General features: G+C 44.5%; 18 protein-coding genes. 11 read left to right on the top strand and 7 right to left on the bottom strand.

The annotated features are described in order from the left end of the window. Positions 1–452: 452 nt before the first annotated feature. Entirely contained in the window at positions 453–1,001 is a 549-nt protein-coding gene (locus ICN12_RS10415; protein ID WP_216272441.1) for a hypothetical protein, read from the bottom strand. Between the two features lie 316 nt (positions 1,002–1,317). On the opposite strand from ICN12_RS10415, the gene ICN12_RS10410 reads away from it, so the two are divergent. Genes ICN12_RS10410 through ICN12_RS10385 form a run of 6 tightly spaced genes read left to right on the top strand, consistent with a single transcriptional unit; the run spans position 1,318 to position 3,339 of the window. Further along, positions 1,318–1,497: a helix-turn-helix domain-containing protein gene (locus ICN12_RS10410; protein ID WP_216272440.1), complete on the top strand. Its 180-nt coding sequence runs from the start codon at positions 1,318–1,320 to the stop codon at positions 1,495–1,497. Position 1,498: 1 nt separating this feature from the next. Next, entirely contained in the window at positions 1,499–1,795 is a 297-nt protein-coding gene (locus tag ICN12_RS10405; protein WP_216272439.1) for a hypothetical protein, read from the top strand. Positions 1,796–1,841: 46 nt separating this feature from the next. Beyond that, positions 1,842–2,288: a Smr/MutS family protein gene (locus ICN12_RS10400; protein ID WP_216272438.1), complete on the top strand. Its 447-nt coding sequence runs from the start codon at positions 1,842–1,844 to the stop codon at positions 2,286–2,288. 59 nt (positions 2,289–2,347) lie between these two features. Next, a complete protein-coding gene (locus ICN12_RS10395; protein ID WP_216272437.1) occupies positions 2,348–2,683 on the top strand; it encodes an ElaB/YgaM/YqjD family protein in 336 nt (111 codons plus the stop codon). 6 nt (positions 2,684–2,689) lie between these two features. Next, on the top strand, positions 2,690–3,061 hold the full coding sequence (locus tag ICN12_RS10390; RefSeq protein WP_216272436.1) for a phage holin family protein: 372 nt from the start codon (positions 2,690–2,692) through the stop codon (positions 3,059–3,061). Beyond that, entirely contained in the window at positions 3,058–3,339 is a 282-nt protein-coding gene (locus tag ICN12_RS10385) for a YqjK family protein (protein ID WP_216272435.1), read from the top strand. Before ICN12_RS10390 ends, ICN12_RS10385 begins: the two co-directional genes overlap by 4 nt. A gap of 9 nt (positions 3,340–3,348) precedes the next feature. On the opposite strand, the gene ICN12_RS10380 is transcribed toward ICN12_RS10385, so the two are convergent. Next, complete coding sequence (locus tag ICN12_RS10380; protein ID WP_216272434.1) at positions 3,349–3,867, bottom strand: adenine phosphoribosyltransferase; 519 nt, start codon at positions 3,865–3,867, stop codon at positions 3,349–3,351. A gap of 11 nt (positions 3,868–3,878) precedes the next feature. On the opposite strand from ICN12_RS10380, the gene ICN12_RS10375 reads away from it, so the two are divergent. Then, complete coding sequence (locus ICN12_RS10375; protein WP_216272433.1) at positions 3,879–4,442, top strand: phosphorylase family protein; 564 nt, start codon at positions 3,879–3,881, stop codon at positions 4,440–4,442. Positions 4,443–4,463: 21 nt separating this feature from the next. Further along, positions 4,464–6,140, top strand: coding sequence for an AMP-binding protein (locus ICN12_RS10370; RefSeq protein WP_216272432.1), 1,677 nt, complete (start codon positions 4,464–4,466; stop codon positions 6,138–6,140). A gap of 4 nt (positions 6,141–6,144) precedes the next feature. On the opposite strand, the gene ICN12_RS10365 is transcribed toward ICN12_RS10370, so the two are convergent. Both ICN12_RS10365 and ICN12_RS10360 read right to left on the bottom strand, forming a co-directional pair. Then, positions 6,145–6,975: a transporter gene (locus tag ICN12_RS10365; RefSeq protein WP_255537798.1), complete on the bottom strand. Its 831-nt coding sequence runs from the start codon at positions 6,973–6,975 to the stop codon at positions 6,145–6,147. Positions 6,976–7,031: 56 nt separating this feature from the next. Further along, entirely contained in the window at positions 7,032–7,583 is a 552-nt protein-coding gene (locus ICN12_RS10360) for a hypothetical protein (protein ID WP_216272430.1), read from the bottom strand. Between the two features lie 125 nt (positions 7,584–7,708). Between ICN12_RS10360 and ICN12_RS10355 the strand changes: the two genes are divergently transcribed. Further along, a complete protein-coding gene (locus ICN12_RS10355) occupies positions 7,709–9,091 on the top strand; it encodes a TAXI family TRAP transporter solute-binding subunit (protein WP_216272429.1) in 1,383 nt (460 codons plus the stop codon). A 150-nt stretch (positions 9,092–9,241) separates the two neighbouring features. Here the strand turns inward: ICN12_RS10355 and ICN12_RS10350 are convergent, their stop codons facing one another. Beyond that, the gene (locus ICN12_RS10350; RefSeq protein ID WP_216272428.1) at positions 9,242–10,543 is read right to left on the bottom strand and encodes a peptidase U32 family protein; all 1,302 of its coding nucleotides are present in this window, start codon (positions 10,541–10,543) and stop codon (positions 9,242–9,244) included. A 222-nt stretch (positions 10,544–10,765) separates the two neighbouring features. Here ICN12_RS10350 and ICN12_RS10345 point away from each other — a divergent pair, with 222 nt between their 5' ends. Next, entirely contained in the window at positions 10,766–11,350 is a 585-nt protein-coding gene (locus tag ICN12_RS10345) for a hypothetical protein (protein WP_216272427.1), read from the top strand. Positions 11,351–11,576: 226 nt separating this feature from the next. Here the strand turns inward: ICN12_RS10345 and ICN12_RS10340 are convergent, their stop codons facing one another. After that, positions 11,577–12,107 carry an AEC family transporter gene (locus ICN12_RS10340; RefSeq protein WP_216272426.1) on the bottom strand — a complete coding sequence of 177 codons (531 nt, stop codon included), beginning with the start codon at positions 12,105–12,107 and terminating at the stop codon, positions 11,577–11,579. A 3-nt stretch (positions 12,108–12,110) separates the two neighbouring features. Here ICN12_RS10340 and ICN12_RS10335 point away from each other — a divergent pair, with 3 nt between their 5' ends. Next, positions 12,111–12,266, top strand: coding sequence for a hypothetical protein (locus tag ICN12_RS10335; protein ID WP_216272425.1), 156 nt, complete (start codon positions 12,111–12,113; stop codon positions 12,264–12,266). 295 nt (positions 12,267–12,561) lie between these two features. Here the strand turns inward: ICN12_RS10335 and ICN12_RS10330 are convergent, their stop codons facing one another. Then, positions 12,562–12,765 carry a cold-shock protein gene (locus ICN12_RS10330; protein WP_216272442.1) on the bottom strand — a complete coding sequence of 68 codons (204 nt, stop codon included), beginning with the start codon at positions 12,763–12,765 and terminating at the stop codon, positions 12,562–12,564. Between the last annotated feature and the right edge of the window lie 29 nt (positions 12,766–12,794).

Genomic DNA, 12,794 nt, shown 5'->3' with positions numbered 1-12,794 from the left:
GATGTGGACATACAATCATGAAAGACCGAACATGGGCTTAGGTGGAATTACACCAAAGCAAAAACTAGCACTTGCAGTACCAGCTTCTACTTTTAGCTTAAGTTAAAAATGGGGGGATTACCGTGGCTGCGCAACTCCCCGAGCAGGTGCCCACGAAGAAGAAGCCGGCCAAAAAACCGATTCACTGGTAGCGGATTATTTTGTATTCGGTTGAATATCGAGTACCAACTACTTACTCAGATTTTCTTGTGCGCATTACGCCATGCCTAGTAGCATCCCAGGCATGATCTTCGGCATCGGTATCTACGTCTTCGGGGTTTAATGAATCTGGCGGTAGTTGTGAGATGGTTCTTAGTCAATGCTTATCCACTTTAGACTAGTCTCCGCCAGTACTTAAAAATAAAGGGACTTAATAGCCCCTTTATTTATTTCTTTCGATGCAGATTCAATAATTAGTTAAATCCGTTAACCGCTTGCATGTATCCCTGGATATACTGCGCCGGCACAAAGAGCTCAGTCTTTATTCCGGTTTTAGAGGAGAGGGTGACGATGAAGCCTTTCTTCATGCGATCTTTCAAGAATGCCTCTGTCAATTGAATTGAGAGTAGCTCTCGAAAAATACAACCCCTGTCGCCGCAAGCACCAGCTTCTCTGCCAACCACTTTAAATGTAGTTGCGGGGGTACCTTCTTGGATTGCTGAATCGTAGTAACGCCATTGTGAAAAATAAGTCAATTGGGCGAGCAGTTCATAGGTTTTTATGCCTTGCTTGGATTGATCGACTCTGAGGCTAAACATCTCATAGGTATTGGCCTCATCCATCGTGTTGATAGGAGGGCCTTGATAGGTTTTTCCACCAGTTACTGAGTTGGGGGTAATGATGGTTGAGTGGTAGACATCATTAATTTCCCAGCCGCTAACTTTTTTATCATTGTTACTGCAGGCTAGTAGCCCTGCACTTATTGCTAGCAATAAAATAAATCGATAGATGATGCGATGCATATAAAACTCCCTAAGATCACCAAATCATACTATCCCTTTGGGGTAGCCTCGATTTCCTGGACCTAGTCACACCCCTAGTTGGCTCAACGTTCACCACATGTGCATTCTCCTCGATATACCCAGCCCCATTCGATAGGAGGAAGGGCAAACGTTTGTCATCTGCCATGCTGTTTCAGGCCCACCATTGCCCCTTGATCATTTTTCTGTACTTCCTAGCCTCTTTTGAGCATTTGGCCGCTGAGACGCCCATTTATTTAATTAATCAACTTCACAACTTCACAACTTCTGTGGTATAGTTTTTTTCACAGGAGGTGAAATGAGAAAAGCGATACCAAAAACACATCAAGCATTGGATTGGATAGGGAAGGGGATGACTGCAGCTCAAGCCGCTAGAAAGATGGAAATTTCAGAATCTAGTGTCTACGCCGCCTTAAGAAAAACAAAAGCAAAAGATTTGGGTTGTTGTCCAACGTGTGGTCACAAAATAAGGAATTAAGATGAAAAAAACTCTATTGGCTGTTGCCTCAATCTCTGTAGCTGCATTTGCATATGCAAATACCTCTTCCGACTCTTCTGAGTTGGTGAGCCAGCAATGCAAGATTTCAGCTGAAGCAGTTTCCACATTGAAGGGTTTGCGATACGGAAATACATCCATTCGCAAGGATGTGGCTGGATTGATTAATCTGAATCTGAAAGTGCAAGAGAATAAAGAAGCGGCTCAACTGACATTAAACCGCATGGTTGATGATCAAGTGAACTCCGCATCCGCTTTGGAAGCAAAGTATTGCTCTTAATGCTGTAATGAATGGGTTGTTACCCAATCATCTTTGAAGGTATGTGATGACCCATTCATTTGAGTGTCCAGAGTGCGGTAACCCAAGGGGAATGTTGGGGCCATGTCGCCAATGCAGTAGCGAGGATCTTCCTTTGCCCCATAGCGACACGGTGGTATTAAATTTGAAGTTCGATAGTCCAAGTGCCGAAGAAGCTTTGGGGCGACTCACTACTGCCTTGCGCCGCGCATCAGAAGTGGGTATTAAGGCCATGATCTTGATACATGGCTATGGAGCCAGTGGTGAAGGTGGCAAGATTAAATGGGCCGTCCACGATGCCCTCGAAAACAACTATTTTTCAGACCGAGTAGATGAATATCATTTTGGCGAGAAAACAGCATTTGGCAGTGAGGCCTATCATGCTTTATTGCGTAGGAGACCGGGCCTGAAGGCATATCTCAAGCACTTCAAGGAAGGCAATGCGGGAATGACGGTATTAATACTGTCATCCTAGGCAGAATTGCTTAGAATGGCTCTGTTGGTTAACCTATTTTGTATTGGCAAGGAGTGGTAATGACCGCGAAAAAAATGACAGCAGCACATGATGAAGTGCAAATCAGCTCAGAGACTTTGATTGGCGACTTCAAGGCCTTGATGGCAGATGCCGAGGATTTGATTAAGGCAACAGCAGGTCATGAAGAGGGCCCGCTTAGCGCAATTCGTTCAAAGGCTTTGGAAACCCTCAATAGTGCAAAAGAAAGTCTTTCTTCTGTAGAGGGCACGTTGACTGAAAAGGCTAAAGTGGTTGCAGAGGGTGCTGACGAATTCGTACATCGTAATCCTTGGGAGGCTGTCGGGGTTGCTGCTGGTCTTGGCTTATTAATTGGTCTTTTCATACGCCGTCGTTAGAACCTCATGTCACAAGAAAATCTTTTATCTTCCCTTAAGAATCTGGTTTCTACTGGGGCCTCGATAGCGCAGACTCGCTTAGAGCTCATTTCTATTGATGTGCAGATTGCACGCGCTAAGTTTCTCAGTCTTCTCGTCATGGTGATCTTCACCTTATTCTTCTTGTTCTTTGGCTTGGTGATGTTGGCGCTCTTGATTGTGATTTATAGCTGGGAAAGCGATCGCATGCTAGCGCTAAGCTTGCTTACTAGCGGATTTTTGGCTATTGGATTGGTCTTGGCTCTCGTGGTACTTCGTTCGCTCAAAACGATGCCAAAACTCTTCGAAGCAACTATTGCGGAATTGGATAAAGATCGTAAAGAACTGGCAAATCGATGAGCCACAAGTTAGCGGATCTTGAAGCAAGGCAGCGCGTCCTCCAGCGGAGGGCTGAAAAAGAGCGCGCTGATTTTGCATTGCATTTCGAGCCAATCGAAAAGCCCTTATCTTGGGCAGATAAAGGCATTGATGCTTTCAATTTTGTGAAAAGCACTCCGATTTTATGGACTAGTGCATTTGCAGTGCTGGCACACTACAAGCCTAAGTTAGCCAGCAAAGCCTTGGCGGTTGGGTGGGGCGCTGTCAAATTACTTAAAAGCGCTAAGAAGCTGGTGTAACTCCTGCCTTTAGGCTATCAATACAGTTTTATTGACAATACCTTTTTGAGTCAGGATCTCGCCGCCATTCAAACCGGCAATCTCTAGAAACGTTAAGGCGCCAGCTACTTGAAAACCTGCTTTTTTAAGTAATTGGCACGCCGCGATGATGGTACCTCCTGTTGCTAGAACGTCATCCACAATTAATACCCGCGCACCCTGTGGCAGGGTGGATTGTTGGATTTCCAATGAATCTGAGCCATATTCCAGGCCATAAGATTCTCGATGGCTAGCTAAGGGTAGTTTGTTGGGTTTTCGGGCTAGTGCAAGGCCCTTATGGGTTTGATGTGCGAGCGCTGCGCCAAAGATAAAGCCGCGTGATTCGATGCCGAGGATATGGCTATAGTCGAACTGCTGCGCTAAGGCCTCTAGTTGTAAGGTAGCCTCTTTAAACGCAGCCGGATTAGCCAAAAGAGGGGAGATATCCCTAAAGAGGATTCCTGGCTTGGGAAAGTCTGGGACTCCGGGTAGATAATCTAATAAATTCATTATTGGCGCGCATGAAAACAGAATTCCTCATTATTACCGCATTAGAGTCTGAGCTCAATCGCTCAGCATTGCCTAAAGGGGCCAGAATCGTCTACTCGGGTATGGGAAAAATTAATGCGACGGCAACTTGTATTCATGCCATCAATGAACTTAAGCCTAAGCGCATCATCAATTTTGGGACGGTGGGTAAGATCAATCCTGATTTACATGGTTTACTAGAGATTGGCAAGGTCATTCAGCGGGATATGATGACAGCGCCCTTGGCGCCTCGTGGACACACTCCATTTTGCGAGCGACCTGCAGAATATTTATCCATGGGCGGTAATCATATTTGCGGAACTGGAGATAGTTTTGTGACTGAATATGACCCTTGGTTAGCTGAGCAAAGCATTGATGTTGTGGATATGGAGTTGTTCGCCATTGCAAGCGTTGCCTATCAATTTCAGATTCCATGGCAGTCATTTAAGTACGTCACTGATGATGCAAATCAAGACTCTGGGCATGAGTGGCATCATCGAGTCAATCACGGTCAGGAGCTCTATCTAGAAAAGCTTAAAGAGTTGCTAAGCGCATAAACCTAGCCTATTGATTTGCTCATGAATATGAATTCTCAAAAACCTTGGCTAAAAAACTATCTTGAGGGCGTTCCTCATGAGATTGATTTGTCGGGTCATTCATCGATTGTGGAATTGATGGAGGAGTCTTTTCTGAAATACCCTAATCGCATTGCGATAGATTCAATGGGTTACACCATCAGCTATCGTCAACTCGATATTCTTTCTAAAGAGTTTGCTGCGTATTTGCAAACTTTAGGTCTTGATGCTGGAGCACGTATCGCCATCATGTTTCCTAATGTGCCTCAATATCTCATTACGATGCTGGGTACGCTCCGCGCTGGCTTTACGGTCGTCAATATTAATCCGCTGTATACGGCTCGTGAGCTAGAGCATCAATTGCACGATAGCGGTGCGTCTGTATTGGCCATATTGGAAAACTTTGCTCATGTATATCAAGAGATCGCCATTCAAGGGCTGGTAAAAAAAGTGATTGTGAGTAGTTTGGGCGAGGTTATGGGCCCCAAGGGTGTCATCATTAATCTGATTGCCCGCCACATTAAAAAACTTGTTCCGGCATGGAACTTCCCCTTTGTTAAATTGAATCAGGCTCTCAAAATTGGTTCAGGACACGGCTTTACCAAACCAAACATAGACTTGGACGATATTGCTTTTTTGCAATATACGGGTGGAACCACTGGCGTCTCCAAAGGTGCCGTTTTATTGCACCGGAATATATTGGCCAACATCATTCAAATTGAGGTGTGGTTAGAACCTGCCCTACAGCATCGACATCAGCAGCAACTTGTTTTCTTATGTGCCTTGCCAATGACGCACATCTTTGCGCTCACCGCATGCGGATTGCTAGGAATGCGCAAGGGCGCTCAGTTAATTCTGGTTGCCAATCCCCGTGATATCACTGGTTTTATCAAGCTATTGATGAAGCATCCTGATATCAATATTTTCCCAGGTGTTAATACGCTGTTTCATGCACTCATACATCGTCCTGAATTTAAAAAGGTGAAGTTACCCAATCTCTTAGTCACCATTGGCGGAGGCATGGCAGTTCAAAAGAAGACGGCTGAGCATTGGCAAAAGATTACGGGTGTCCCTATTGCCCAAGGGTATGGACTTTCAGAGACTTCACCGGTTGTATGTGTGAATACGCCGTTTGTAAAAGAATTCACGGGCTCCATTGGTATGCCTGTTTCTAGTACGGATGTATTGATATTGGATGATGATGGAGTGGAGGTTCCATTTGGGATGCCTGGAGAGATTTGTATCAAAGGGCCGCAAGTGATGGCAGGCTACTGGAACAGGCCTGAAGAGACTAGGCAATTTATTACGCCAGACGGATATTTTAAGTCTGGCGATATTGGCATCATGAGTCCAGAAGGTTATGTTCAGATTGTGGATCGCAAGAAAGACATGATTGTGGTTGCTGGCTTCAAAGTATTCCCCAATGAAATCGAGGAAGTAATTACATTGATGCCTGGGGTGAGGGAGTGTGCTGTGATTGGATTTCCGCATCGCAAGCTGGGGGAAATCGTGAGGGCCTATATTGTCAAAGATGTTCCCGAGCTAACGGAAGCGCAAGTCATTGCATATTGCAAAGAGCAAATGACAAGTTACAAGCGTCCCAGAAAAATCACCTTCATCGATGAAATGCCAAAATCCAATGTTGGCAAAATTCTTCGTCGCCATTTGCGAGAATTATAAAAAACTACAGGCCGCCACCAAACCGGTATTGCCAGGAGATCCCGTAGAGGTCATAACTATTATTGGTTCGTGAGTAAGCACCGGTACTTGCTGATAGCCGAATAGAATTATGTTTGTTAACGGGGTAGGAGAAAGTACTGCCATAACGCCAATTTTCTTGGCTTCCAGAAATGGGATTGCCATTGAGGTAGGACTGACCGCCGGTAAAGTAAGTTGCATCGACTGAAATCCACGCTGTATTCTCAAAATAGTAAATTGCATGGCCTTGACGCGTGTAGACGGGATTTTGTGAGAGGGTATTTCCACCCATAAAGTCACTATTGCTGGTGTAAAAAATTCCAGCGCCAGCAAGCTCAAATCGCCATGGGCCAATTGCCTTTGAGATTCCAATGCCTGGTTGTACAAACCATCGGTTGGCTCCGACATTAATGATTTGTTCGTCGTTGTATTTTCCCCAAGGGGCCGATGCTGCGACGCTTACACCAATGATGACATCTTGTTGGTAATCTTTAAATTGATCCAGCGTGAGCGCTGGGGCACCATATAAATTGACTGAGGCTTTAATCACTGGGTCAGATAAACCTTCTGCGCTAGCATTTAAGGAGCTACCCCCAATAGTGCTTGATTTATTTAGTCGACCATAGGGCAGTACCAAGGTAATTTTTCCTGATTGTCCAGCCACATCGAGAATGTGGGTCAGGCTCATTACCTCACTGGTGAGCTGATAGTTTCCGCTTTTTGCTTGAACTACTCCAGCGCTCAGAAAGTTAATGCCAATAGGTGCATTGGAATAGGTTCGCGCCTCAATCTCTTGGGCGTTTAATTGAGAGCTCAATAGCAACAGTACAGCTACTAAGTAAACGTTACAGTAAAGCCGCAGACCTTGCATCTTTAATCGTCAGAACTTTTAGGGGGTCCCAATAGAATTTCCTTGGTAGTTGTGCTACCTAAGGCCATTTTGATACCCAAAAAGAGGAGAGGCGGCAAAATAATCAGCCAGTACACCAAAGCCAAGGAGAAAATATGAAGGGGGTCTCCATGACCAAATGCTGCTAGAGATTTCAGAAAATCTTTCCCATGAATTAAGCCATCAACACCCGCCTCTAACCATGAAAGGGCAATCACTATTAGGAGGTAAACCAAAGACTCCTTTAGTAGGGAGGGGATAAGGCCATTCTTTTTATCGTAATGAATGGGGTAGGCCGCTTGACCTAGCAGCATAAATTTTGCGCATAAACCTGCTTTAATTAAGGCAAGACCAAAAATAGCCTCTGGAATAGGGCGCTCGCGTAAGGAAGTGGCCGCTAATAAAGTAAGTGCGCAAAACCAGCTTCCAAAATACAAGCTGAAGAGAAGACCTTTTTTGAGCTCAGATAGAAATCGCTCTTTTAATGGCAGGGGTTTGCTCAGCGCAGTAAGGCTTGCATCTGGGGGAGTATTCATAATGAGATTGTAAGAGGTGCCAATGACACTATTACTGAATTACTAGCGAAAAGTTAGCTAAACTAGACTCTTAAGCCTCCAATAATGCACAAAAGCCTTATTTTTGCCCCTCTACATTAATAGTAATGTCTAAAAATCCTTCACTTTTAGCCCATATCATCAGTTCCACCCGCCAAGAGTTTCACTCTTGGCGGGCGCTTGTGAGGGCGGATTGGCGCTGGTTATTTTTATTAATATTTGGCGCGGTCCTTTTGGTTTTATTTAGTAGGCCGCTACCCCCTAGTGATATTTACTTGGCGGTTGGGCAATCTGGCTCTACTTTTGAAGTGCTAGGCAAAAAGTTTGTCCCTTATTTTGAAAAAGAGGGCATTACTCTGCATCTAGTCAATACCCATGGCTCAGTTGAAAGTTTAGCGGATGTAAATGATAAAAATAATGCCATCAGTGCGACTTTAATGACGGGGGGGATTACTGCAGATGGCTCTTTCCCTGAATTAAGATCTCTGGGAAGCATTGAATATGTGCCTCTCTGGTTGTTTTATAGTGGCCCTGAATATACTGGCAGCAAACCATTTGCCTACTTTGCTGATAAAAAAGTATCGATCGGGCCAGTTGATAGTGCTTCAGAGGTGACCCTGAAAAAAATACTAAGTTTGAGCGCGCTCTCAATTGATGGCCGCTCAAATTTATTGAGAATGGGCAATAAGGAAGGTATTGCAAAATTATTGGCAGGTCAGATCGATGCAGTTTGCATCATGGACGGCATTAATGGGTCTAATATTCAAGAGCTTTTAGCGCATCCCAAAATTCATTTACTCAATTTTAGCTATGCATCTGCTTATGTAAAAAAGATACCCCATATGAGCGTGGTCACCATACCTAAGGGTTCTTTAGATTTAAGTAAACTCCATCCTGCAGACGATATTCAAATGCTGGCATCTACCGTGACTCTGGTTATAAAGAAAGACATGCACCCGGCTGTACAAAGTATCTTTCTGATGGCTTCTGAAAAAATTAGCAAAAATTTAGATCAATTTTTTGCAAAGCCCGAGTATTTCCCTGCTTATATTGATCACTCTATTCAGATCAGTCCAGAAGCTGAAATTTTCTATAGTGGCTCACGAATTGATGTGCTTGATCGCTTGCCGATATGGCTAGCAAGTTATATCGACCGCATGTGGTTTGTGATGTTGGGACTCTTAGCGGTTATTTTTCCGCTCTATCAGCTCATTCCAGGCTATCGTAAAAAGCACTCTGTGATGTTAATTGAGGATGCCTATGATGAAATTCAACAAATTGATCAAAAATCAGCATTAGTCAAATCAGAGCAAGGATATTTAGAATTATTGGCACAGTTAGACGAGCTTGATGCAGAAAGCCGAGCGAGCTGGATTTCATCTGAAGAAAAAATTCATCTATACACAATGAAAACCCACTTAAATTTAGTGCGCGTTCAGATCTTATCTCGCCTTGAAAGATTACGTGCCAATCACTCGACTATTAATTAAGGCAATATTTCTGAAGATTGAAATATTCTGAGGTGTTAGCCATCTTTGTGAGGAGCATGCATTCCATTGGGGGTGGAATGCATCGGCTATGATGACATGCGAGCCAGTCATTTGGAATGCAAGGCTAAAACAGCATTGATGGCTTCTTATCTAGCAATTGCTGCATGAACTAGCAATTTCGACTGGGGCTGGTTCTTGTGTGTAGCGAGCTATGAAGGCGTGCTTACTCTTAAGCGGCAATTTAATCCAAACAAAGTGACCCGATCCAGGGGCAACCTCAATTGGCTCACCTTTGAGATTCCACATTGCATCAAGTACCATATCCTGATTGCCTTCAGGCTCAATGATTTCCAGCTTATCTCCAAGAGAGAAGCGGTTCTTCACATCTACCTTTACTCGACCTGATGCCTCATCAATTTCTAGGGTCTCGCCAACATAAAGGCTTCTGCCTGATAGAGAGTGGCCTCGCATATAGAGTTGATATTCTTTATCGTGGTGACGCTCATAAAAACCATCTGTATAACCACGATTCGCAAGGCCTTCTAAATTGCCAATGAGAGACATATTCATAGGGCGACCAGCCACAGCATCATCAATGGCGGTACGATAAGCCTGGCATGTACGAGAAACATAGTAGGGCGACTTGGTTCGCCCCTCGATTTTGAATGAGTCCACACCCATTTTAGTTAATCGATCAATGTGCTCAATAGCGCGAAGATCTTTGGAGTTCATGATGTAAGTGCCGTGCTCGTCTTCTTCCATCGGCATCAAATCATCAGGCCGCCTGCCTTCCTGAAGTAGCACGATATCTCCGCTTGGAGCTTGTTGGCCGGGTTTAACTTTGTAATCCCAACGACAGGCATTAGTACAAGCCCCTTGATTTGAATCTCGGTGCGACATATACCCTGATAAAAGGCAGCGACCCGAGTAGGCAATACACAATGCACCATGAACAAAGACTTCCAATTCCATTTCTGGACAGTCTTGCCGCACTTCTTCGATTTCATCAAAGGAGAGCTCGCGCGACAAAATCACTCGGCTAATACCAACAGAGCGCCAAAATTTAGCAGAAGCGCCATTAACAGTATTGGCTTGCACCGATAAATGAATCGGCATATCGGGCCAAGCTTCTCTGGCCATCATGATGAGACCGGGATCAGACATGATGATCGCGTCTGGCTTTAGGGCAATGACTGGATCCATATCTTTAATATAGGTGCGTGTCTTGCCGCCATGAGGCAGAAGATTGGAGACAAGGTAAAACTTCTTGCCTAAAGCATGGGCGGTATCGATACCTTCTTTGAGGGTCTCCATTTTTCCGAAGTCGTTATTGCGCACTCGGAGGGAATATCGCGGCTGTCCGGCATAAATGGCGTCAGCACCAAAGTCAAAAGCAGTGCGCAGCATTGAGAGGCTGCCGGCTGGGGCTAGAAGTTCTGGAATCTTGGTCATGGGGCTATTTTAGTGAATACAGCCATTCTTGCTCGATTTGCAGTATTACCTAGCCTGGAGCCTGCTAAACCTCGGTTTATAAGGGCATTTGATGCAAACGGCTGGTTAAGAAAGAGTATCCTACGGGGTCTATGGCGAGCATTGCAATAATGAACAGGGAGCCTTCCCCTTGAGCTGTCCACCCGAAATGGAAGGCACTATTAAAGAATCAGAAAGAAAGTAATGACAAAACTCACATCCAAGCCAATCCTTAAAAAAGCGAGTGGCATTTTGGCGCAAGAGTTTGCGATACCTAAAGACATCGCTTGGGCCTGGGTCACATTATTGCTGTCACAAGAAGAGCAAAAGCGCGATAGCGAAGAAAAGCGCTATGCCCGCATTGCGGAATTCGAGGCTTGGATTGCGGAACTCAATTTACCGACTGATCCAAAAAATCCTACAAGCGGTGCCGTAAGCCCAGAGTCGGTCAAGAATTCAGCTAGAAACGTTTTTGAGTGGCCGCATGAGTACATCTTTGAAGAGCCGGCAGCAGCCAAGCATCCAGATTCCAAGGTGACATATGCCGATACGATTACCAAATCAATCTTGGATGCCATTAAAGATGCTGGCGGATCCGATGATCGTCCTGCACTCATTGCTACTTTGGAAGGCTACGCAAAAGAGGGTAAAGAGCCATTTGCCAATGTCACACCAGAAGGCATTGAGTGGAAGGGTAGTAATTGGGCCGAGGGAGACAAGCTCAATCTCCTTACTATCAAGACCTTAAATAACCGCCTTGCCAATCTAAGAAAGAAGGGGCTGATCTAAGTCTCATTACTTCACTCGGATTACAAAAGAAAAAACCACCCAAAAGGTGGTTTTCTTGTATTTTGCTCCTCGACCTGGGCTCGAAGCAGAGAACTAAGGATTAACGGAGGAAAAAACGCTAATAGCGTCGAATTAGTATTTACAAACTTTAGTGAAGGTTGGGAAATTAACTAATTTTTGTTGATTTCGACTGACTGCTTTTGGTTTTTACCATGGTCATGTGTTGCTATCCCGAAAATAATGCGGCGATGGGTAGTGAAATAATGCTAATGAAGCAAGTAAACAAAACCATCGCGCTAGCTAATGATGTATTGCCACCATAACGAGCGCAGATAACCACTGCTAATGGAGAGGCGGGTAGGGCAGAAAGTAATAAGCCAACCTGCCTGTCTAACTGAGGTAATCCCAATATCTCGGTTAATTTATGCGAAATCATTGGCTCTGCTACTAGCTGGGCAAAGCTAACAGACAACAGTATCCAGAGCATCCCCTTCATCTTGAAGGATTCAAACGCCAGTCCTGTCGCCATGGCTGATAAAAATGGCAAGGCTGAGCCAATCATAGTGAGCCCTCCAAATAGCGTAATTGGTAGATAGCCCGTAGTAGGAAAATCCAGTAGATTCCAAGCCAACCCGCCAACCAGTGCAAGCATAGGCTTGCTAATCAAGAATTGCTTTGCTTGGCCGATAAATGACAATTTTTCGCCATGGGAGCAATAGTGAATACCAATAAATATTCCTGCTGTATTGATTAGCAAACCATGGCTAAACTGCGCGGGGATCTGGTGGCTTACATTAAGGGAATTGATGTTACCCAGGCACAATCTGAAATTACAGCTGGGAGCATTAGATTTAATACGCCAACCAACCTAGACCAAGATACTTTCTTTAATATCCCAGCCCCCGTGATCGGCTAACAACAGACTAATTGATAGCATACTTTTTAAGTAATATTCGGTATGTTGACCCAATTCTTAGTCGACATGCGCTGATTGGGTGATTGTTGTTACATTGCTGGATCGGTAATGGAGTCCCTGCCAGTTTCTACTCGTCCAGCAAAGCGACGAAGCCAAAGCGGATCATGACTGCTAGCAACCATTTACCTGCAAATTCCAGTGCAGGTTAGATTTTCAGTCTTTTCTAATTGGGGCTAATAAGGTCAAAAAAAACCCAGGAACAAGTCCTGGGTTTTTAATAACGATCTACAGCAGATCAAGCAGCTTGAATATTCGAAGCCTGTTTACCTTTAGGACCTTGGGTAACATCAAACGTTACCTTTTGGTTTTCCTGAAGGGTCTTGAAACCACCCATATTGATGGCGCTGAAATGCGCAAACAACTCTTCTTCACCATCATCAGGTTTGATAAAGCCAAAACCTTTTGCATCATTGAACCACTTAACAATTCCGGTCGCCATGCGAACTCCATTACATAAACTTAAAACAA

It is taken from the genome of Polynucleobacter sp. AM-25C3, from assembly GCF_018882335.1.
Taxonomy (GTDB): domain Bacteria; phylum Pseudomonadota; class Gammaproteobacteria; order Burkholderiales; family Burkholderiaceae; genus Polynucleobacter.
Note: the sequence above shows the minus strand (reverse complement) of the source record. Positions and strands in the feature narration are given on the sequence as shown.